Below are 21141 nucleotides of genomic sequence, written 5' to 3' on the forward strand. Positions count from 1 at the left end.
CCGTGAGGCCTCGGAAGGACTCCACAGTGACGCGGACCCGCAAGCTCATCGACGTCTCGCGGCCCCTTGAGGACACTAACCACGAGTCCGCCGGGGAGAAGTCGGTCCGGCACGGCCGCCCGTCCACCCCGCACCTGTGGTGGGCTCGCCGACCGTTGGCCGCGGCTCGGGCCGTGCGATTCGCCCCACTCATCGACGACCCGTCTTCGAACCCCGACCGGTTCCCCATTGAGGAGGATCGGAAGGCCGAACGGGAGCGACTGCACAACATCATCCGCCGTCTGGATTCCCCGGGACCATCCAGCGGGCCGTCCGCGAGAACGCCCGGACACTCCGGTCCGACGCCAGCCGGTTTGACGACGTGGAGTACTCACCGATGACGGACGTCCAGGCGGACACGCTGGCCAGCGAGGTTGTCGGCCGACTGATCCTCACTCCGGATCCGGCCTTCGTGAAGAGCCTCGGCACCCACCACACTCTCGAGTCGGCCATGGCGGACCTCGTCGACAACAGCATCGACGCCCAGGCCACGACGGTCACGATCCGGTTCATCACCAGGAGCGGTCACCTGGCCGGGATCTTGGTCATCGATGACGGAGACGGCATGGACGCCGACATCGCGGACCGTGCGATGCGGCTCGGAGGTCAGCGTGAGTACACGGCTGGTGAGCTCGGGCACTTCGGCGTGGGGCTCAAGGCAGCTGCCCTCGGGGTCGCGAACGTCTTGACGGTGTGGTCGCGCCGGTACGGAGCCAGCCCGGTCGGCCGGCGACTCACACGCGTCGACATGCAACGCGACTACTCGTGCGACGTGCTGAGCACCGAGGCGGCCGAGCGGTCGCTTCGGCACGGACTCGACGGTGCCGAACGCGGCACGATCATCGCGCTCACCGAGCTCAAGGCCGGCATCCATGGAGCCTCGCCAGCCGAGGCGGCGATCTGGCTTTCCCACGCTCAGCAGCGTGTTCGTCACCACCTCGGCCTCGTATACCACCGCCTCCTCACCGCCAATCGCGTGGTGGTGCAGACGGTGGAGGTCGACGAACACGGCAATCAGGGAGTGCCCACGCCGGTCCGACCTGTCGATCCCTTCGCCTACCCCGTCACCGGACGGCCCGGCTTCCCCAAGCAGCTGCACGCCACCGCGTCGGGGAAGGACGTCACCGTCACGTGCCACATCTGGCCAGCGCGCTACGAGAACAACACAGAGTTCAGGCTGCAGCAGAAGTCCGCCGATGAGACTCAGGGGTTCTACGTCTATCGCGCGGACCGTCTCCTCCAGCTCGGCGGGTGGAACAACGTGGCGAACGCCGGACCGCTCCGCAAGCTCGCGCGGGTCGGCGTCGACGCCGACGGTCTCGACGGACTGGTGCAACTCAACCCCGAGAAGAACGGCACACAGTTCAGCACGGTGCTGTCCCACGCGCTGGCGCGCGCGACCTCCAGCGCTGGAGACGACGCCGTGTCGTTCGCGGACTTCCTGACCGCTGCCGAGGATGTCGTGGTTCAGTCGAAGAAGCGGACTCACAAGCGCAAGCCCGTGGTGCGGCCGGACCGCGGATTCGCCGAGGGCGTTCGGCGAGCGATCGGAGAGGAACTCGACTTCCATGCGGACGAGGACGGCGTGGAGGTCCGCTGGAAGCGGCTCCCACCCGGAACGTTCTTCGAAATCGACCGGCCTGCACGGACGCTGTGGCTGAACCTGGTGTACAGGAACCTCTACTCCCCCGGCCAGAAAAGCCTGAACGACGCACCCCTCGTCAAGGCTCTGATGTTCCTACTAGCTCAGGGCCACTTCACGGGCATGCAATACAGCTCCGCGAAGCGCGACGAGGCGGCGGTGTGGCAGGCCGTTCTCGGAGCAGCCGCCGAGGAGGAGAAGATGCGACGGAACCGAGGAGAGGGACCACGATGACGTCCGACATGGGGCGATTCGTGCCCTCCGAGCGCCACCCGGACCTGCCCATGCTCGACGGGTACTGGGCCGACGGTCACCCCGCAAGGCTCCCGATCCTCGGTGCGCCCGAGTGCTTCATCGACCTGGATCCACCGCATCGTGAGATCAAGCTCAGCGTCCCGGCCGACGGCAAGGAGCCCGACCTGGCGAAGTTCCGAAACATCGACCTCGCCACCTACACCGACGACGGTGTCGACTGGTGGGAGATCCGTGTGCTCGCCGAGGACTCGTTGCACGAGGCGTACTCCCTCCTGACCCGCATCGCCGATCTCGTCCAGTTGAACCGGCAGTCCGTCGGGGTCGCGGCGTACCAGGCGCTCGAGGCGTACCGGGCGCTGCTGGCCGCGCGCGGCGCGATGAGCGAGGAGCAGCAGATCGGGCTCTACGGCGAGCTGCTGGCACTGGAGCACCTCTTGCGCCACGCCAGCCCGGGCGTCGCGGTGCCGGCGTGGATGGGGCCGATCAACGAGGAGCACGACATCGCTCTCGCGGACGTCCACTTCGAGGTCAAGACCACCAAGGGTGAGCACCGCCGGCACGTGATCAGCGGGACGCAACAGTTGCAGCCTCTACGCGGCGTCCCGTTGTGGCTGCTCTCCCTGCAGGTGACCCCGACGACGCCCGACGCCGGGCGGAGCCTGGTCGATCTGGTGGCCGACGTCCGTCAGCTCGCTGGCGGAGGCCAGCCGAGGTTCGACGAGCTGCTGCGCGGGATTGGCTGGCGTGACTCCGATGCCGACCTATACGCCTCCCACCTCACCCTTCGGAGCAACCCGCGCGCCTACCTCGTCGACGCGGCATTCCCGGCGCTGACGGACGATCGCCTCGGCGTTGCGGCGCCTCAGGCGGAACTGATCAGTGACGTGAGGTACCGGGTCGACGTGACCCAGTTGGACTACGGCGTCCCTCCGGCGCCGATGGACGGATTCGTGGAGCACCCTGAGGAGTCGACCGCATGACTGCACCCGCCTGGCAGCATGACCTGACGATGCTGCTCCACGCCGACGCTGATGCTGCGCCGCGGCCTCTCGTCTCAACGGTGAACGTGCTCATGGGCGGCGAAGGCCTCACCGAGGACGAGCTCGCTGCTCACCTCGAAGCTGCCCCCTTGAAGGACCCCGTGGTTCACCGCCTCCACCGGGCACTCCTGGCGTGGGACTCCGCCACCGAGGCACCGTGGGCGGCGCTCAACGGTGAGTCTGCACCGCCTCCCCATACCCGCCCCCGCCGACAGCGGGCATACTCCCGGCTCGGCATCTCGGACGAACTGGCGGCAGCGCTCGACGTCAAGTGCCCCGTGGTTGAGAAGCGCGAGGTCGTGATCTCCAAGGAGTTCGAGCCCTGGTACGAGGAAGCCAAGCACGAGCGTCAGAGCTTCTACTGGGCGCACTACGAGGACTACCTCCGCGAGAAGGGATGGGGCGCTGACGTCATCAAGTCACTCGACGCCGCCTCCGACGACGTCGTCCGTCGCCTGTCCGATCCCACTAGGCCTGAGGCGAAGAAGACTCGCGGGCTCGTGATCGGCTACGTCCAGAGCGGCAAGACGGCGAACTTCACCGGCGTCATCGCCAAGGCCGTCGACTCCGGATATCGCCTCGTGATCGTCCTTACAGGCACCGTCGAGATGCTGCGCGCCCAGACGCAGCGTCGCCTGGACAAGGAGCTCGTCGGTCACGAGAACCTCGTCCACGGGCTCGACACCACGAGTGACACCTGGCACAAGGAGTTCGACTACGCCGGTGACCCGGAGTGGCGCGACGGCGCGTCGTTCGTGCGACACCCCGGCATCGAGACCGCCGACGGAGTGCCGCGGATCATCCGCGCGACGACGCTCGGTGCTGACTACAAGCGCCTCAAGCAGGAACTCACCAAGCTGCGTTTCCCCAGCCGGCCGAAGAAGTCTGCGCCTCTGAACCATCCCGAGAACCTTGCGGCTGCGGATGCGTACCTGGCGGTCGTGAAGAAGAACTCCCCGACTCTCAAGAAGCTCATCACCGACCTCAAGGCAGTAGGAGCGAAAACACTGGCCGAGCTCCCCATCCTGATCATCGACGACGAGTCCGATCAGGCGTCGCTAGACACGACGAGCCCCAAGGTGAAAGCAGTGGCCGCCACGGAGGCCGAGCGCAAGCGGACGGCGATCAACAAGGCGATCTCCGAGATTCTCGGCCTCGCGCCGCGCGCGCAGTACGTCGGCTACACCGCGACGCCGTTCGCCAATGTTTTCGTCGATCCGACGGACGAGCAGGACATCTTCCCATCCGACTTCCTCATCACCCTCCACCGTCCGGACGGCTACATGGGTGTGGCGGATTTCCACGACATCGAGCGCGACTGGAGCTCAGAGACGCGCGATCTGACCACGTCCAACCGCATGGCGTTCGTTCGAGACCTGGAGCCGGACGTCCATGCCGCCGATCTGGACGCCGAACTCCTCGATGCCATGGACGCCTTTGTCCTGTCGGGTGCGATCAAGCTCTACCGCACTGAGCACGGTACGAGCACCGGCAAGCACCACACGATGCTGGTGCACGAGTCCGTCAGGAAGTCCGAGCACCGCGAGACGGCGGAGCGTGTTCGGGATGTGTGGTCCGCGCACCCGGCGACGTCGCCGGAGGGCATCCGACGTCTCGAGGCCCTGTGGGACGCCGACTACCGCGAGGTCTGCGACGCGCGCAAGGACGGTCCCATCCCCGAGTCGTTCGCCGCCATCAAGCCGTACATCGGGGCGGCGTACGCCCGGATGACCTCGGACGGCGATCCCGTCATCGTCGTCAACTCCGATGCCGAGCTGCAAGCCAACGCCAAGCGTCTCAACTTCGATGCCGAGCCGGTTTGGCGGATTCTCGTCGGCGGCACGAAGCTCAGCCGCGGCTTCACGGTCGAGGGCCTGACCGTGTCCTACTACCGCCGCGCGGCCGGGCAGGGTGACACCCTGATGCAGGCCGGACGCTGGTTCGGCTACCGCGGGGGCTACCGGGATCTGGTCCGCCTGTTCATCCCCGATGACCTCTACCAGGCGTTCGAGGCTGTGCTCCGCGACGAGGAGGCCCTACGGCTCGAGCTGGCGCAGTACGAGGGATTCGACGAGTCCGGGAGGCCGCTCCTGACGCCGCAGGCGGTGCCGCCCCTAATCCGTCAGCATCTGCCAGCAGTCAAGCTGACCGCGCGAAACAAGATGTGGAACGCCCGGCTCATCGAGCAGGGCGTCGGCGGCCGTATCAGGGACCTTTACATGGTGCCCTCCCGCGATGACGGAGACACCAAGGAGCACAACGTCGGGACGGTCGCTCGGCTCCTTTCACACACCACCGGCCCTGTGAGGGTCAGTGACGGCAGGAACCTGTTCGATGCCCGGATCGGTCTCGTCGACAACTCAGCGGTCCTCGACCTCCTGGACCGGCGCACGGGTCTGCGCTGGAACAGCGCCGTGTCGGAGCAGGTACGGCCGCAGGTTCGATTCTTCGAGAACGTGGCGCGCGATGGTCGGGTCGAGGGTTGGGCCGTGATGTGGCCGCAACTGGGCGAGGGGGGCGTGACTAAGCTGGATGGAGTTGCGGGAAGCGCCCGGCTCGTGGAGCGCGCCCGACGGCGGGGGCGCCACGACTTTTCCGGAAGTGACATCAAGCATCGTCGTCCCGCGGAGGCGTTGGCCGCGGACGGTCCGAGAGCGGAGGCGGCCTTCCAGGCGCTGGCAGAAGAGCGCAACGTCGAGCGCCTGGGCGTGGTCCTCGTCTACCTCGCCTGGGATCCGGGTGAGGCGGACGCACAGCGGCCCACCGCCGACGCACCTGCGGACTCGAGGGACATCACGGTGCTCGTTTCTATGGTGGTTCCTCAGGACGCAGCACCAGGCGGGCGCGCACTCGTGTGGGAGCGGGTTCAGGACGACGATCTGCACCGCGATCTGGCGGCGGTGGATATTCCGCAGGTGGCACGCTAGCGGTCGCGTGCCACCGGGACTCCTGCCTGCGCCCAGGTGGCAAGCGTCATCGTCATGCCCTTGAGGTCCTGTGCCCTCGAGGACGGTGCACGGCTGCCGGTGCCCGGAAAGTACCCGGTGGCGAGCCAACGGCCGTCGATCGGGAAGCCCCACGACCCGGCGAGCTGACGGAGCATGCGACGGAAGGCCGCTTCCCCGGCATCGTCGACGCGGGGACGCAGTTCGTCGATCCCGTCGACAGCCACCATGCGGAAGGCGCCAGCGAGACACCGCAGGATGGTGGCGGACGCGATGAGGCTTCGGGCGCGTAGTGCTGCCGCGCTCTCGGCGCCTGACGCCACCGGCGCCAGCCCGGGGACCTCGTCGAGGAGCACGTCGAGGAACCGCAGCGTCACATCCATCACGCCTTCCGGAGCAAGCAGGGCCTCACGCTTCTGCGTCGCCCGGGACTCGAACCCGATCGACGCCGCCCGGACGACATCGACGAGGGTCTTCGCCGAGAGGAGGTTCTCGCTCGCCCCGGCCATCCGGTCCTTCTCGAAATCCACGATCCCGTCGACCAGCGGGTGCTTCACGGCGAGCTCGGCGGCGACCCGGTTCACCAGGTCACGTTGATCGAAAGCCGCGACTTGGGACTTCGTGATCCCCTTGGCATTGGTCGCGATGTCTGAGAAGAACTGTCTGTGTTCCTCGATCCCGACCCCTTCAAAGATCTCCAACGTCACACACTCCGTCTGGAGGCGCTCCGACAGGCGAGTCCAGCGATCGAGACCGCTCTCGGCACTCCGCCCGGCACCGGTGTCGCCTAGGAGATGCGCGTTCTCCAGTGCCCGGCGACTGGTTCTTAGACCTGCCGCGATTTGCTCGGCCGCGATGTGCCATCCCAGGATGCGGTGCTGACCGTCGAGGATCTCGAGCGACGTCTTGGAGTCATCGGGGAACGTCAGCATGCCGCTCGAAACCGGCGGCACGGACGTCTCCTGTTGGAACCTGTCATCCAACCGCGTCTCGGTATCGAGTAGCAGCGGCGGCGTCGCCCAGCGCTCATTGTGCTGCCAGTACCGCGAGAAACCTTCGGCATGGGCAAGGTCGACGCGACGGTTGCCCGGGAACTTGTGGGCGGGATCCGGCTCCGGCAAGAGCTCGGCGATGGCCTGCAGTGGCATGGCAACCACGAACACCGCGATTCCCCCGCGGTTGTAGCGGTGCGCCGGGAAGGTGTGGACTCTCTGCGCCAACTGTCACTCCGATGTCTACGTGCTGTGCTCTTGATGTCGGCAGCACGACGCAGCATCTTGACGGTGTTCACCCGCTCTATGCGCGGCCGACACGCGGGACAGCCGGCAAGCTCACGCCATGTACGACTGGATCTTCTTCGACCACGCGGCGGACGGCCCTCCCGCGCCGGTTACCGACCTGGCGCATGATCTTCGTAGCCGGTTACCTTCCCTCGCCACGACCGAGACACCGACCGGCGGTCTGCACCGCCTGGATCTTCTCAGCGCAGTCGGACCCGTCGCGCGCGCCCACTCGCTCGGCATCCCGGATCGCGAGACGTTCGCGGCGACCGAGGTCGATCTCGTTGCGGGCCAGACCGGCGTCGCCGTGAGTGTGCAAACTGGCCGTGCGCGGACCAACAATGCTGCGCTGCTCGCGGCCTTGGCCGCTGCCTCGATGCCGAACATCCGGTGGCTGATCCTGCTCGTTCCCGAGCGTTACAAGGGCAGCACCACGGGCAGGCCCGTCAGGGACGACCTGGCCCGACTGGCTCGCAGCACAGGAGTGCACCTGGAACTCGATGGCGTACTTCTCCTGACGTTCTGAACCCTCGGACGCCCGTGTCCGACGGCTGACATCGAACCCTCTGGCGACCGCTGAAAGTGACCCCCTCGTGGTGCGATCAGTCGGTCGTGGCCGCTGGTGGTCGGCGGAGGTCGCCGGTCTTGAGCCGGTTGAGTCGGTAGGAGTCGCCGTTAAGGGCGATGACGTCGGCGTGGTGGACGTGGCGGTCGATCATCTCGGCGACGGTGTCATCGCCGAAAGCCTCGCCCCACCGGCCTAACGGCTTGTTCAAGGTGACGATCAGCGATGCGGGTTCGTAACGGGATGAGACGAGTTGGAAGAACAGGTTCGCAGCCTGGGGCTCGAAGGGGATGTGGCCGACCTCATCGATCACCAGCAATGAATAACGGCCAGGCGGCGCCCGGAACGGTGTCACCACACGGACTGCCCGCGCGAATTTACGGCGTTCGGAGCACTGTCTACAGCCCAAGGTTGAACTCCTAAAGCGGGTGTCGGCAGTTTGAATCTGCGCACGCGCACCGGGTGTGTGTTTGTGCAGGTCACAAACATATCGGCACCGCAGTTGCGCAGGTCATGTGCCTGATTCGCCGCTCTTTGGTCAGCGCGTCGCCTCAGGCGCGGACGGCCTGTCAAGAACGTGGACGGGCGCCTGCGGGCACCTTCACCGCCCGCCGTGCACCTCGCTTCATTGGACGTGGAGGCGGTGTGTCGGTCTAGACAATGTGAAAGACGCTCCACCGTCGGCGTAGGACGCTCGTCGTCCGCGCTTCCAACACCACGGCCCAGGGGAAGCGGCAAGGCGACGCTCGTCACATCCGACCACGACGTAAGTCGGCATGGGCAAGTCCGAACGTGACCGCTTCGGCCTCTACTCAGGCTCCGCGGCCGCTCCGCGCTGACGGCGTGCCCGCTCCGCGATCCCGTTGAAGAACTTGCCGGTGGCCTCGCTCGCGCGCACCACTCCGTCCGCCCCGCTACCGAGGGCCTTGTCCTTCACCGTCTGTGCCTTGCTGAGGGTCGCGTCGCGGGTGTCGACGACTGCTGCCAACCAGCGCCGCGCGTCCGCCGCCTGCCGAGTGGACTCGATCCCGACGACCGCCTGGAAGTCCACGACCGCGGTCACGACCCTGTTGCCGGACCGGACGACGGCGGGGGACTCGAACGGGTTGAGGAGCACCTTGCCGTTGGCCCAGCGGGCTGCATCGTTCATGCGGTCGATCAGGCGGGCGGTCGTCCGGGCGATGACGTCAATGCGGTTCTGGCGAGCGGCCCCGAGCCCGAGGCGGTGCCGGTCGAGCTCCTCGGGTGACCCGTCCTGCACGCGGTCGAGCTCGAGCACGCCGAGGCTTTCCTGCAGTTGGAAGCAGCGAGCCACCATGGCCAGCCACTCGTGGACCTTCGCCTCAGCCTCATTCGTCGCCTTGATGAGGTCACCCATGTCCGTCTTGCGCTCGAGCTTCTCGGCGAGGGCGTCGAGCTGGCGCAGGGCGTAGGCCTGGGTCCGTGCGATCGTCGCGGCGCCGGCCTGGACCTTGGACCACGTCACCTCCGAGACGCGCCCGACCTGATCGCGGACCGTCATGGCCTCCTCGACCATGAGGTCGACGCCGACCATGTCGGCGACGACCGCGTCCTTCTGTGCGCGCAGGATGTCGTCGACCTTCTCGTCGATCTGCGCCAGGTACTCCTTGATCTCATCGATCGACTGCTGCATCTGCTGCTGAGCCATGAACGTGCCGATGCTCGCCAGTGCGGCGGGGTTCGTGAATGTCGCCACGGCCTGACCGGGAGCCCCGGAGATCTGGATCCACGACTTGATGTCGCCTCGCGGCCCGATGATCGCGTGGCTGATTCCCTTCATGTCCGTCGGCATCAGCCCACCGAGCTCCTTGACCTTGCGAGCGGACGCCTCTGTCATCTTCAGCCATCGACCGGACTCCGCCGCGATGGCGCCGCCGGCCTGGAGCGTGGCCCCCGCGGTGCCGGCGCTCCTGCGCAGGGCCTGCGGGACGAGGTCTCGGGAGGCCGCCAGCCCCTGGGAGGTCAGGAAGCGCTCGACCGCGCTCGACTCACCCACGACCGCGAGCCCAGCACCGTCGCTGATCAGCTCGACCTCGTCGCCCATGACTGCCTCCTAGAATTGGTGGGCGCAGCCTAGGGCGAATCTGCCCACATTGCGGGGCGGCGCCCACCGCAACCGAATGTCAGCGCGGGCGAAATTCGGTGACCCGCTCACGCCTCGGCAATGGCGCGCCGGAGGACACGATGACCGCCCCGGCGATGAAGTCGTCGGGCAGGTGCGCGCGTACGGCTTCGCTGCAGACGATCGCAGGTACGCCCATGGGCAGCAGCGTCATACTGCCCACCTCCAGCACCTGCGCGAACAGGTCCCAAGCGAGCTCGCCGCTCACGTGGTTGACCATGAACCCGGTTGCCAGGTCGCCGATGCCGTAGAGGTCCGCCGTGCCGTCCTCGAAGCCCAGCTCGGCGAAGTTGAACTCGGGCTCGGTCCTCAGGACGTGGGGAGCGACGAGCGCGTGGAGCGCCGCGCTGTCGGCCTGCGCCGGTTGCCCGTCCACGAACCGCTGCACGAACACGTCGAAACTCATCGCAGGCCCCTCACAGTCTCTCCGCCGCGCCCACGGTTACCGCCGCCGAGCCGTCAGCGTGAACGTCGCCGGCAGCCGCTCCGGACGCTCCCGCAGCCGGTACTCGCCCACCGACTCGTCGAGCACCATCAGTCCCGGCAGCGCGTCCCAGGGCGCGCTGTCGTGCTCGGTCAGCGACGTCAGCTCGAGGCCCGCGTCCAGCACGGCGGTGACGATCTCGCCCAGCCCGTGGTTCCACTCCATCGACCGCGGCTGCGCGACCTTCTCGCTCCCGGCGTAGCTGTACTCGTCCTCCCAGACGAGCGGCTCGGCCTGCTCGAAGTAGGGCAGCTCGAGCGCGGGCGTCAGCCCGCCGGGCCCGGTGATCCACGGCTGCTGCGCGCGGTCCTCGTGCTCCGCGCCGACCGCCATGGCGAGCGCCGCCAGCATCACGGGGTGCCCGTCGCGGAGGAACAGCCGCCCACCCGGGCGCAGCAGGGCCGCGACGGTCTGCGCCCAGCGACTGATGCTCGGCAGCCAGCAGATCGCGCCGATGCCGGTGTAGACGACGTCGAACGTCCGGCCGCCGAGCGCGTCAGGTGCGGCGTACACGTCGGACCGCACGTACTCGATGTCCGCCCCGGCGCGCGTCGCCAGCGCGCGCGCCTCGTCGAGCGAGGTACCCGAGAGGTCGACGCCGGTGACCCGCGCGCCCAGGCGGGCGAGGCTCAGCGTGTCGGTGCCGATGTGGCACTGCAGGTGCACGACGTCGAGGCCGTCGACGTCGCCCAGCCGCGGGAGGTCGAAGCTCACCACGCTCGACAGGCGCTGCGGGTCGGCCAGCAGCCCGTCGATGTCGTAGGCCCGTGCGTGCACCGACGCCCGGCTGTCCCAGTTGGTGCGGTTGAGGTCCAGGTAGTCGTCGGCAGGCACGCGCCGGACGCTAGCAGCGCGAGAAAGGCCTGGGCCCCGCGGGAGGTCGCGTGGATGATGGCCGCCATGCCCCAGCGCGTCCGCCTGCTCGACGTTCCCTACGACTCCGGCCACCTCGCCGCGCGCCACGGCGCCGGCCCGACCGCCCTCGTCGCCGCCGGCGCGGCGCGACGGCTGACCGGCACGGGCGCCGTCGTCGACCACGCCCGCCTGGAGCTCGACATCCCCGACGGCTTCAGCATCGAGGCGGCCACGGGGACGGAGGTCATGCGGCGCGTCGCCGAGGACGTCGCCGCGCACCCCGAGCACCTGCCCGTGGTGCTGGCCGGCAACTGCGGGGTCACCCTCGGCGTCGTCGCGGGCCTGCGGCTGCGGGCGCCCGAGCGGCGCGTGGCCGTCCTGTGGTTCGACGCCCACGGCGACCTGCAGAGCCCGGCGACGTCGGCGAGCGGGTTCTTCGACGGCATGGGCTTCGCGATGATGGGCGGCCGGTGCTGGCAGGCGCTCGCCGGGACCGTCCCCGGCCACGAGCCCCTGCCCGACGAGCGCGCCGTCCTCGTCGGCGGGCACGACCTCGACCCCGCCGAGCGCGACCTCATCGGCTCCTCCGGCCTGACGTGGCTCAGCGTCGCCGACATCCGCGCCGGCCACACCGGTGAGGTGCTCGACCGGGTCGCCGCCCACGCCGACGCCGTGCACATCCACGTCGACCTCGACGTCCACGACCCCTCGGTCGCGCCCGCCAACTCCTACGCGGTGCCCGGCGGCCTGACGCCCGACGAGGTCCGCGACACGGTCACCGCGGCCGTCGAACGGCTGCCCCTCGCCTCGGCGACCATCGCCTCGTGGGACCCGAGCCGCGACGTCGGGGACCGCATGCGCGACACCGGGCTCGCGCTCATCGAGCTGCTCGGGACGCTCGGTCAGGCGGCGCCCAGCAGCGCGAGGTCCCGCCGGATGTAGCGCAGGTGCGCCCACTCCTCCTCGAGGATCACGCGGAAGCAGTCGCCGACGGTGGGGTGCCAGTCGTCGCCCGGGCCCCACGGGTTGTCGCGCTCCTCCGCGAGCAGCTCGGGCGTGGCCTCGGCCAGGGCGTCCGTCACCATCTGCTGACGCTCGGCGCGCACCGCGAGGATCTCCTCGTAGGTCGGCAGGTCCGTGCGGAAGACGGACACGTCGTAGCCCATCTCGGCGGCACCGGAGAAGATCACGCCGATCTCGTGGAACGGCTGCGACATCCGCAGGATCCCGCCGCGCAGCCAGGCGTCGGTCGCCAGGACCAGGTGCCGCAGGGTCTCGGCGAGGGACCACTCGTCCTCGACGTGGGCGTCCCGGAGCTCCGGCGGCGTGCCCTCCACCGTCGTCCGCCACGCCGCCTGCACGGCGGCCCAGCCCTCGCGCAGCCCCTCGGGCGTCGTCGACTTCTGCAGCTCGCGGCCCGGGAACTGCCGGTTGAGCTCGGCGTCCACGAGCGGCACCACGTCGACGCCGTTGACGATGAGGCTGCCGAACCACAGGTCGTGGCTGTCGATGTCGAGCCCGTCCACGTCGACGGCGCGCATCGTCACGCCGCTGAGGTCGGCGAACCGGAGCGTGGCGCCCTTGAAGCTCGCCCGGAGGAAGGTCGCGCCCTCGAACTCCTTCGTGCGGGAGTATGTCGTCATCGCCCCAGGATGCACCCGTGCGCAACCCCCCGGACGGACCGCTCCGGTGTCGAGCCGCGGCGACGGCGCCGAGCGCACCGTGGACCACGTGCACTGCTGGGTCACGGCGCTGCCGTGGGGCGAGGACGGCGTCGGGATCTGGTCGCAGGACGGCGTGATCGCCGTCGCCGGGCACAACTGGGAAGGGACTCCTGACCTCGGCCGACGTCGGCTCCGGTTCCGACCACGGCGCAGTTGGTGGTTGACTGAACCTCGGCACGTGCGCACGCCCGCGGGGAGGCGGACGCAGGTGCCCGCTCGGCGCCGGATCGCTCTCGGCGCCTGCACCGACCACTGGTCGGCGGAGCCGGGATCGTTCCGCCCTGACCCGGCGCCCACCGCGGCGCCTCGGTGGTCAGCGACTCGAGCGCGGGCCTGTGCCCGCGCGGTTCGGGCGGCTGCGGCGCGGTGCGCCGCGCGACCGCAGCGCGTGCGTCGAAGGAGGAGTTCGTGGCAGGACAAGGCCGCCGTCGATCCGGTGGTGGGCGCGCCGATGCCGGCACCCAGCGTCGCCGGTCCCCGCGCCGCGACGAGCAGGGGCTCATCCCCGTGCTCGCCGACGTCGCCCGCGAGGTGGACAACGCCGTGCGCCAGCCGCCCACGCGTCCCGCCGTTCGGGTGAAGTTCCAGGTCGTCGCGCTGCTGGTCCGCGAGGAGCGGGCGCGGGTCATGGCCGACGAGGAGCTGTCCGCCGCCAAGCGCACCCAGGAGCTCAAGCGGCTCGACGGCGTCGCGACGATCCTGGCGAAGATCGCCGCCCGCGACACGTCCCTGCTCGGCCTCCTGGCCGACGACGCCCGCGTCTCCGACACGGCCCGCGCGCTCAAGGCGAGCATGATGCGCGACGCCGGCATGGAGCCGCCCGAGGAGCCCGAGCCCGAACCCGCGCCCGCGCCGGCGCCCGGTTCCGAGAAGCGCGTGGTGCCGCGCTCGGTGATCTCCCGCCAGCTCGCGAACCCGTTCCTCGCCCCCGACTTCGAGGCCGCCGCCGAGCGCAGCGCCGCCCGCGCCCGCCGCCTTGCCGGGTGGGAGCTGCTCGAGCCGCTCTTCCGCTCCTTCGAGTACGCGGCCACGGGCGCCCCGGCGTGCATGCCGCTGCCCGACGGCCGCCTGGTGTCCGCGCCGCTCGGCCGCGAGCTCATGCCGCACCAGGCGCAGGTCGTCGCCGCGGCGGCCCGCGGGCACCGCACGTTCCTGCTCGCCGACGAGCCCGGCCTCGGCAAGACCGCGCAGGCGCTGCTCGCCGCGCAGGCCGCCGACGCCTTCCCGCTGCTGGTCGTGGTCCCCAACGTCGTCAAGACGAACTGGGCGCACGAGGTCGGGATGTGGACGCCGCACCGCCGCGCCACGGTGCTGCACGGCGACGGCGAGGACGTCGACGCGTTCGCCGACGTCGTCATCGTCAACTACGAGATCCTCGACCGGCACGTGGGCTGGCTCGGTGACCTGGGCTTCCGCGGCATGGTCGTCGACGAGGCGCACTTCATCAAGAACAAGTCGTCCCAGCGCTCGCAGAACGTGCTCGCGCTCTCGGAGCGGATCCGGGAGCGGACCGCGCGGCCGCTGCTCATGGCGCTGACCGGTACGCCGCTCATCAACGACATCGAGGACTTCCGCGCCATCTGGCAGTTCCTCGGCTGGATCGACGACGAGAAGCCGATCGGCGCGCTGATGACCGCGCTCGAGGAGACCGGGCTGACGCCGGCCGACCCCGGCTTCTACGCCTCCGCGCGCGAGAACGTGATCAAGATGGGCATCGTGCGCCGCCGCAAGGTCGACGTCGTCGCCGACATCCCCGCGCGCCGGGTGGCCGACCTGCCGGTCGAGCTCGACGGCGCCGTCGGCCGCTCCATCCGCGCGTCGGAGCAGGCGCTCGCGCGCCGGATGGTCGAGCAGTACAAGACCGCGCGCCAGATGCGCCCCGACGAGGAACTCGTGGACGGCCTCGACCTGCGGCTGGTGCGCCGCGTGGCGGCGTCGGAGCTCAAGGACTCGAGCTCGAAGGCCAAGGGCGAGAACGTCTTCACGATGGTGCGGCGGATCGGCCAGGCCAAGGCCGGGCTCGCGGCCGACTACGCCGCGCAGCTGGCCCGCAACGTGGGCAAGGTCGTGTTCTTCGCCAAGCACGTCGACGTCATGGATCAGGCCGAGCAGACCTTCGCCGACCGCGGCATCCGCTACGCCTCGATCCGCGGCGACCAGAGCGCCAAGGTGCGCGAGAAGAACATCGCCGCCTTCACGGACGAGCCCGACGTGCAGATCGCCGTGTGCTCGCTCATGGCCGCCGGCGTGGGGCTGAACCTCCAGGTCGCCTCCAACCTGGTGCTGGCCGAGCTGTCGTGGACCGACGCGGAGCAGACCCAGGCCATCGACCGCATCCACCGCATCGGCCAGTCCGAGCCGGTCACGGCGTGGCGGATCATCGCCGCGCAGACCATCGACGCCAAGATCGCCGAGCTGATCGACAGCAAGTCGGGGCTGGCCGCGCGCGCGTTGGACGGGGCGGGGGAGAGCGACGCGTCGTCGACCGACGTGCAGCTCGAGGCGCTGGTCTCGCTGCTCACCGACGCGCTGGCCGCGGAGGGCGTGGGCTGACGGGACGCGCCGTCGTGGCGCCGGCTCGTCACGTCGGCGGCGTCCCCGTTCGTCCGCCGGTGGCGGAACCTCTCGGCGCCCAGGGCCGTTGCGCTCAAGAGGCACGTCCCACCGGGGAGGTGCACGATCACACTGACGGGGCACGGCCCGGGGCGCCTCACGAGGGGAGTGTGGTGTGAAGGGCAACGCGACGTCCGTGCACCGCAACGCGGCACTGCTGTCCCTGGCGACGACGACGGCGGAGCGCGTCACCACCTCCGCGGACATCGACCGCCGGCTCGCTCCCGCGCTGGAGCGGCTGAGGCTGCCCACCGGCCTCCTGGAGCGCGTCGCCGGCGTCCACGAGCGCCGGAACTGGGGTTCCGGGCAGACCTTCGACGCCGCCGCCGTCGCCGCCGGCGAGAAGGCGCTCGCCGAGGCGGGCGTGGACCGCAGCGACGTCGGGATGGTCATCAACACCTCCGTCACGCGCAAGCACCTCGAGCCGTCGGTCGCGGTCCGGATCCACCACGGGCTCGGCATGCCGCCGTCGGCCGTGAACTTCGACCTCGCCAACGCCTGCCTGGGCTTCGTCAGCGGCATGACGCTCGCCTCCCAGCTCATCGACGCCGGGCAGATCCGGTACGCCGTCGTCGTCGACGGGGAGGACGCCGACGAGATCCAGGACGTGACGATCGACCGGCTCAACGGCGCCGACGTGACCCGCCGGGACTTCCTGCGCGAGTTCCCGACGCTGACCCTCGGCTCCGGCGCGGTGGCCGCGGTGCTCGGCCGGGCGGACGCCCATCCCGCGGGCCACCGGGTCCTCGGCGGGGTCACGCGCGCGGCGACCCAGTTCAACGAGCTGTGCGTGGGCGGCGTGAACGGGATGGTCACCGACGCCAAGGCCCTGCTCACCGGCGGGCTGGAGCTGGTCATGGCTGCGTGGAAGGAGGCCAGGGCCGACTGGAGCTGGTCCGCGATGGACCGCTACATCCTCCACCAGGTCTCGGACGTGCACACCGACGCGATCGTCAAGGCGGCCAAGCTCGACCGCTCGCGCGTCCCGCTGACCTACCCGAGGTTCGGCAACGTCGGCCCCGCCTCCATCCCCATGACGCTCGCGCACGAGGCGCCGTCGCTGGGCCCCGGCGACCGCGTGCTCCTCATGGGCGTCGGCTCGGGCATCAACACGGCCATGACGGAGATCGCCTGGTGACGAGCCCGCTCCCGGGCTCGGCCCGCTCGACGGCGCCCGCCTGCCTGCCCCCGCACGGCCTCGACGGCCTCGACCCGTCCTTCTCGCGCCTCGTCACGGCCGGGCCGGACGGGCGCACCTGGCACCTGCTCGACAACGCCGGCCACCTCGCCCGCCTCGGCGCCGCGCCGGTGGGCACCCTGCTGTGCGTGCACGGCAACCCCACGTGGTCCTACCTGTGGCGTCGCCTCCTCACCCAGGCCACCGCCCGGGCCGCGGCCGGCGGCGACGCGTGGCGCGTGGTCGCCGTCGACCAGCTCGAGATGGGCTGGTCGGAGCGCACCGGGCAGCGCCGTGACGTGCGGCAGCGCGCGGCGGACCTCGGCGACCTGACGGCGGCGCTCACCCTGGCGGGGCCCGTGGTCACGGTCGGCCACGACTGGGGCGGGGCGATCAGCCTCGGGTGGGCCGTGGACCACCCGGGCCTGCTCGCGGGCGTGGTCCTGCTCAACACCGCGGTGCACCAGCCCGAGCACCTGCCCGTCCCGGCGCCCCTGCGCCTCGCGCTGCGCCCGCGGGTCCTGGGGCCGGCGACCGTGGCCACGCCCGCGTTCCTCGAGACCACCCTCGCGCTGGCGCGCCCCCGCCTGCCGGCGGCGGTCCGCGAGGCGTACCGCGCCCCCTACCGCGGTGCGGGCCGCCGCGGCGGGATCGGCGGGTTCGTCGCCGACATCCCCGTGGACGCCACGCACCCGAGCGCGGCGGAGGTCGACCGCATCGCCGACGGCGTGCGCGGGCTCCGCGTCCCGGCCCTGCTGCTGTGGGGCCCGGGCGACCCGGTGTTCGGCGACCAGTACCTCGAGGACCTCGTCGACCGGCTGCCCCACGCGGACGTGCACCGCTACGAGGGCGCCGGGCACCTGGTCGCCGAGGACGTCGACTACGCGGCCGCGGTGCTCGACTGGCTCTCGGGTGCGGGTGCGGGTGCGGGTGCGGGTGCGGGTGCGGGTGCGTCGCCGACCGACCCGGCGACCCAGCCCTACCGCCCGCTCTGGCACCACCTCGACGAGCAGCGGCACAGCGGCGAGACGGCCCTGGTCGAGATGGCGCCGCCCGGCGGGGGCGGCCCGCGCGTGGTCAGCTGGTCGCTGCTCGCCCGGCGCGTGCGCGAGCTCGCCGCCGGGCTGGCCGCCGTCGGCGTGCGCCCCGGCGACCGCGTCTGCCTGCTCGTGCCGCCCGGCGCGGACCTGACCGCCGTGCTCTACGCGTGCCTGCGCCTCGGCGCCGTCGTCGTGGTGGCCGACGCCGGCCTGGGCGTGCGCGGCCTGACCCGCGCCGTGCGCGGCGCGCGACCCGACCACGTGATCGGCGCCCTGCGGGGCCTGGGCGCCGCCCGCGCGCTCGGCTGGCCGGGCCGGCGCCTCTCGACCACGCCCCTGCCACCGGCCGTGGCCCGCGCCCTGGGCGTCGACCACGCGCTGGTCGACCTCCTCGACCTCGGACGGGGCGTCGACCTCCCGGACGAGCCCGACCCGGACGCGACCGCCGCCGTGCTCTTCACCTCCGGCTCCACCGGCCCCGCCAAGGGCGTCGTCTACACGCACCGCCAGCTCGCGGCCGTGGCGGTCGCCCTGGGCGCGCAGTACGACCTGGGGACCGGCACCGGCCTCGTCGCGGGCTTCGCGCCCTTCGCGCTGCTCGGGCCGGCGCTGGGCGCGCGCTCGGTCACCCCGGCCATGGACGTGACCTCCCCGCGGACGCTGACCGCGCGCGCGGTCGCCGCCGCGGCGGCCGCGGTCGACGCGACGGTGGTCTTCCTGTCCCCGGCCGCGCTGGTCAACGTCGTGGCGACGGCCGGCGAGCTGGGCGCGGACGACCACGCGGCGCTCGCGCGAGTGCGGACCTTCCTGTCCGCCGGGGCGCCCGTGCCCGAGGCCGTGCTCGCCGCCGCGGGCCGCCTGATGCCGAACGCCGAGCCGCACACCCCCTACGGCATGACCGAGGGGCTGCTCATGACCGACGTCACGCTCACCGACATCCGCGAGGCCACCCGCGAGCGGCCGGCCGGGGACCCGGGCGGGGTGTGCGTGGGACGCCCCACCGCGACCACCCAGGTGCGCATCAGCGCGCTCGACGACACCGGCGCCGCCACGGGGGAGCCGACGGCCGAGCCGGGCCGCACGGGCGAGATCCTCGTGAGCGCGCCGCACCTCAAGCGCGGCTACTTCCGCCTCCACCTGACCGACCGCGCGGCCACGCGCGGCGTGCCCGGCGCCCGGTGGCACCGCACGGGCGACGTCGGGCACCTCGACGCCGCGGGGCGGCTGTGGGTCGAGGGTCGCCTCGACCACGTCGTCACCACGGCCGACGGCGTGGTCACCCCGGTCGGCCTGGAGCAGGCCGTCGAGAACGTCGAGGCGGTCGCGCGGGCGGCCGTGGTCGGCGTCGGGCCGGCCGGGACGCAGCTGCTCGTCGCCGTGGTCGAGACCCTGCCGCGAGCCCGCCGTCCGGGCCTCGCGCCCGCGGCGCTGGCCGCGGCCGTGCGCGGCGCCGCCCCGCGCCCGCTCGCGGCCGTGCTCGTGGTGCCGGACCTGCCCACGGACGTGCGCCACAACTCCAAGATCGACCGGGTCCGGCTCGCGCGCTGGGCCGAGGGCGTCCTGTCCGGCGGGCGGGTGCGTCGGCCGTGAAGGTGCTGGTCACCGGTGCCAGCGGCCTGCTCGGCCGGGCGGTCGCCGCCCGCGCGCTGGCGGCGGGGCACGACGTGCGCACCTTCCAGCGCCGCCCGAGCGCGGTGGCGGGCGCCCAGGACGTGCGCGGCTCGCTGACCGTCGCGCAGGACGTCGAGCGCGCGGTGGCCGGCGTCGACGCCGTCGTGCACCTGGCCGCGAAGGTGTCGCTCGCGGGCGACCCGGCGGACTTCGCGCGCGTCAACGTCGAGGGGACCAGGGCGCTGCTGGCCGCGGCCGCGCGCGCGGGCGCCGCGCGCTTCGTGCAGGTCTCCTCGCCGTCGGTCGCGCACAGCGGGACCTCGATCGTCGGCGCGGGTGCCGGCCCCGCCGACCCGGACCGCGCCCGCGGCGACTACGCCCGCACCAAGGCCCGGGCCGAGCTGCTCGCGCTCGCGGCCGACGGCGACGACATGCGCGTGGTCGCGGTGCGCCCGCACCTGGTCTGGGGACCGGGCGACACCCAGCTCGTCGCGCGCCTCGTCGCCCGGGCGCGTGCGGGACGGCTGCCGCTGCTCGACGGCGGCCGCGCCCTCATCGACACCACCTACGTGGACAACGCCGCCGCCGCGATCGCGGCGGCCCTCGAGCGCGCCGACGACGACGCCGTGCACGGCAATGCCTACGTCGTCACCAACGGTGAGCCGCGCCCGGTCGCCGAGATGCTCGCGGGCATCTGCGCCGCCGCCGGGGCGCCGGCTCCCCGCTGGAGCGTGCCCGCAGGGCTCGCCCGGGCCGCGGGCGGCGCGGTCGAGGCGGTGTGGCGCGTCCGGCCGGGCCGCGACGAGCCGCCGATGACCCGCTTCCTCGCCGAGCAGCTCTCGACCGCCCACTGGTTCGACCAGCGCCGCACGCGCGCCGACCTGCAGTGGGCGCCCGAGGTCACGATCGACGACGGCCTGGCCCGGCTCCGGGCGGCCGCGGCGCGCACCGACGGTGCCTAGGCTCCACGCATGCCCACGCTCATCCTCGTCCGGCACGGTCGCACGACGGCGAACACCGGCGGCCTCCTCGCCGGGCGCACGCCCGGGGTCGAGCTGGACGAGCACGGGCGCACGCAGGTCGCGCGCACGGCCGACCGCCTCGCCGTCGTGCCGCTGGTCGCCGTCGTCTCCAGCCCGCTCGAGCGCTGCCGGCAGACGACCGACGCGATCCTCGAGCGTCAGGCCGGATCCCCCGCACTGACGCTCGACGACGCCCTGACCGAGTGCGACTACGGGCAGTGGCAGGGCCGCGCGCTCGGGGACCTGGCGAAGGAGCCGCTGTGGTCGGTCGTGCAGGCGCACCCGTCCGCGGTGACGTTCCCGGGCGGCGAGTCGATGGCCGCCATGCAGGCCCGCGCCGTCGCGGCGGTCCGGCGGCACGACGCCGTCGTCGAGGCGGAGCACGGGCCCGGCGCGGTGTGGGCGGCCGTCTCGCACGGGGACCTCATCAAGGCGGTCCTCGCCGACGCGCTCGGGATGCACCTGGACCTGTTCCAGCGCATCGCGGTCGGCCCCGCGTCGGTCTCGATCGTGCGCTACGGGACGAGCCGGCCGGAGGTCGTGACGACCAACACCGACTTCGGGGACTTCTCCTGGCTCGCCGCCGCAGGGCCCGCGGGTGACGCGCAGGTCGGGGGAGGGGCCGGCCACGGCGCCGTCCCGGACGGCGCCGAGCACACCGGCGACCCGGGACAGGGCGACGCCCGCGCGGCACGCTCGTAAACTG

17 protein-coding genes are annotated in these 21141 nt (G+C 71.6%); 11 read left to right on the top strand and 6 right to left on the bottom strand.

Going from position 1 to position 21141, the window contains the following annotated elements:
* Window positions 1-26 precede the first annotated feature (26 nt).
* From H2O74_RS03460 to H2O74_RS03475, 4 genes are read left to right on the top strand one after another with little or no spacing between them, the layout of a single operon-like run.
* A complete protein-coding gene (locus H2O74_RS03460; RefSeq protein WP_182113138.1) occupies window positions 27-380 on the top strand; it encodes a DUF1156 domain-containing protein in 354 nt (117 codons plus the stop codon).
* Entirely contained in the window at window positions 377-1915 is a 1539-nt protein-coding gene (locus tag H2O74_RS03465; RefSeq protein WP_182113139.1) for an ATP-binding protein, read from the top strand. Before H2O74_RS03460 ends, H2O74_RS03465 begins: the two co-directional genes overlap by 4 nt.
* Entirely contained in the window at window positions 1912-2916 is a 1005-nt protein-coding gene (locus H2O74_RS03470) for a PD-(D/E)XK motif protein (protein ID WP_182113140.1), read from the top strand. Before H2O74_RS03465 ends, H2O74_RS03470 begins: the two co-directional genes overlap by 4 nt.
* A complete protein-coding gene (locus tag H2O74_RS03475) occupies window positions 2913-5903 on the top strand; it encodes a Z1 domain-containing protein (RefSeq protein WP_182113141.1) in 2991 nt (996 codons plus the stop codon). Before H2O74_RS03470 ends, H2O74_RS03475 begins: the two co-directional genes overlap by 4 nt.
* Here H2O74_RS03475 and H2O74_RS03480 read toward each other — a convergent pair.
* Window positions 5900-7141, bottom strand: coding sequence for a DNA sulfur modification protein DndB (locus H2O74_RS03480; protein ID WP_182113142.1), 1242 nt, complete (start codon window positions 7139-7141; stop codon window positions 5900-5902). The genes H2O74_RS03475 and H2O74_RS03480 overlap by 4 nt on opposite strands.
* 118 nt (window positions 7142-7259) lie before the next feature.
* Here H2O74_RS03480 and H2O74_RS03485 point away from each other — a divergent pair, with 118 nt between their 5' ends.
* Entirely contained in the window at window positions 7260-7727 is a 468-nt protein-coding gene (locus H2O74_RS03485; RefSeq protein ID WP_182113143.1) for a hypothetical protein, read from the top strand.
* A gap of 76 nt (window positions 7728-7803) precedes the next feature.
* Here the strand turns inward: H2O74_RS03485 and H2O74_RS03490 are convergent, their stop codons facing one another.
* From H2O74_RS03490 to H2O74_RS03505, 4 genes are all read right to left on the bottom strand, one after another.
* Window positions 7804-8124 (bottom strand): ATP-binding protein, encoded by a 321-nt coding sequence (locus H2O74_RS03490; RefSeq protein ID WP_370525813.1) that lies wholly within the window; start codon window positions 8122-8124, stop codon window positions 7804-7806.
* A 450-nt stretch (window positions 8125-8574) separates the two neighbouring features.
* Window positions 8575-9831: a hypothetical protein gene (locus tag H2O74_RS03495; RefSeq protein WP_182113144.1), complete on the bottom strand. Its 1257-nt coding sequence runs from the start codon at window positions 9829-9831 to the stop codon at window positions 8575-8577.
* Window positions 9832-9910: 79 nt separating this feature from the next.
* On the bottom strand, window positions 9911-10315 hold the full coding sequence (locus H2O74_RS03500) for a hypothetical protein (RefSeq protein ID WP_182113145.1): 405 nt from the start codon (window positions 10313-10315) through the stop codon (window positions 9911-9913).
* Window positions 10316-10351: 36 nt separating this feature from the next.
* On the bottom strand, window positions 10352-11227 hold the full coding sequence (locus H2O74_RS03505) for a bifunctional 2-polyprenyl-6-hydroxyphenol methylase/3-demethylubiquinol 3-O-methyltransferase UbiG (protein WP_182113146.1): 876 nt from the start codon (window positions 11225-11227) through the stop codon (window positions 10352-10354).
* Window positions 11228-11293: 66 nt separating this feature from the next.
* Between H2O74_RS03505 and H2O74_RS03510 the strand changes: the two genes are divergently transcribed.
* Window positions 11294-12190 (top strand): arginase family protein, encoded by an 897-nt coding sequence (locus H2O74_RS03510; RefSeq protein ID WP_182113147.1) that lies wholly within the window; start codon window positions 11294-11296, stop codon window positions 12188-12190.
* Here the strand turns inward: H2O74_RS03510 and H2O74_RS03515 are convergent.
* A complete protein-coding gene (locus tag H2O74_RS03515; protein ID WP_182113148.1) occupies window positions 12151-12891 on the bottom strand; it encodes a DinB family protein in 741 nt (246 codons plus the stop codon). The genes H2O74_RS03510 and H2O74_RS03515 overlap by 40 nt on opposite strands.
* 489 nt (window positions 12892-13380) lie before the next feature.
* On the opposite strand from H2O74_RS03515, the gene H2O74_RS03520 reads away from it, so the two are divergent.
* The 5 genes from H2O74_RS03520 (at window position 13381) to H2O74_RS03540 (ending at window position 21137) form a co-directional block, all read left to right on the top strand.
* The gene (locus tag H2O74_RS03520; protein ID WP_182113149.1) at window positions 13381-15525 is read left to right on the top strand and encodes a DEAD/DEAH box helicase; all 2145 of its coding nucleotides are present in this window, start codon (window positions 13381-13383) and stop codon (window positions 15523-15525) included.
* Between the two features lie 175 nt (window positions 15526-15700).
* Window positions 15701-16723 (top strand): 3-oxoacyl-ACP synthase III, encoded by a 1023-nt coding sequence (locus tag H2O74_RS03525; protein WP_182113150.1) that lies wholly within the window; start codon window positions 15701-15703, stop codon window positions 16721-16723.
* On the top strand, window positions 16720-19392 hold the full coding sequence (locus H2O74_RS03530) for an alpha/beta fold hydrolase (protein ID WP_182113151.1): 2673 nt from the start codon (window positions 16720-16722) through the stop codon (window positions 19390-19392). The genes H2O74_RS03525 and H2O74_RS03530 overlap by 4 nt, the downstream gene beginning before the upstream one ends.
* Window positions 19389-20375: an NAD(P)-dependent oxidoreductase gene (locus H2O74_RS03535; RefSeq protein ID WP_182113152.1), complete on the top strand. Its 987-nt coding sequence runs from the start codon at window positions 19389-19391 to the stop codon at window positions 20373-20375. Before H2O74_RS03530 ends, H2O74_RS03535 begins: the two co-directional genes overlap by 4 nt.
* 9 nt (window positions 20376-20384) lie before the next feature.
* A complete protein-coding gene (locus H2O74_RS03540; protein WP_182113153.1) occupies window positions 20385-21137 on the top strand; it encodes an MSMEG_4193 family putative phosphomutase in 753 nt (250 codons plus the stop codon).
* Window positions 21138-21141: the final 4 nt, after the last annotated feature.

Source organism: Actinotalea sp. JY-7876, assembly GCF_014042015.1.
In the GTDB taxonomy this organism is placed as follows: Bacteria; Actinomycetota; Actinomycetes; order Actinomycetales; family Cellulomonadaceae; genus Actinotalea.

Bases quoted from the DNA above. Each gene is read 5' to 3' on its own strand.
- H2O74_RS03465 (WP_182113139.1), top strand. From the start codon at position 377: ATGACGGACGTCCAGGCGGACACGCTGGCCAGCGAGGTTGTCGGCCGA.
- H2O74_RS03470 (WP_182113140.1), top strand. From the start codon at position 1,912: ATGACGTCCGACATGGGGCGATTCGTGCCCTCCGAGCGCCACCCGGAC.
- H2O74_RS03475 (WP_182113141.1), top strand. From the start codon at position 2,913: ATGACTGCACCCGCCTGGCAGCATGACCTGACGATGCTGCTCCACGCC.
- H2O74_RS03485 (WP_182113143.1), top strand. From the start codon at position 7,260: ATGTACGACTGGATCTTCTTCGACCACGCGGCGGACGGCCCTCCCGCG.
- H2O74_RS03495 (WP_182113144.1), bottom strand. From the start codon at position 9,831: ATGGGCGACGAGGTCGAGCTGATCAGCGACGGTGCTGGGCTCGCGGTC.
- H2O74_RS03500 (WP_182113145.1), bottom strand. From the start codon at position 10,315: ATGAGTTTCGACGTGTTCGTGCAGCGGTTCGTGGACGGGCAACCGGCG.
- H2O74_RS03510 (WP_182113147.1), top strand. From the start codon at position 11,294: ATGCCCCAGCGCGTCCGCCTGCTCGACGTTCCCTACGACTCCGGCCAC.
- H2O74_RS03515 (WP_182113148.1), bottom strand. From the start codon at position 12,891: ATGACGACATACTCCCGCACGAAGGAGTTCGAGGGCGCGACCTTCCTC.
- H2O74_RS03540 (WP_182113153.1), top strand. From the start codon at position 20,385: ATGCCCACGCTCATCCTCGTCCGGCACGGTCGCACGACGGCGAACACC.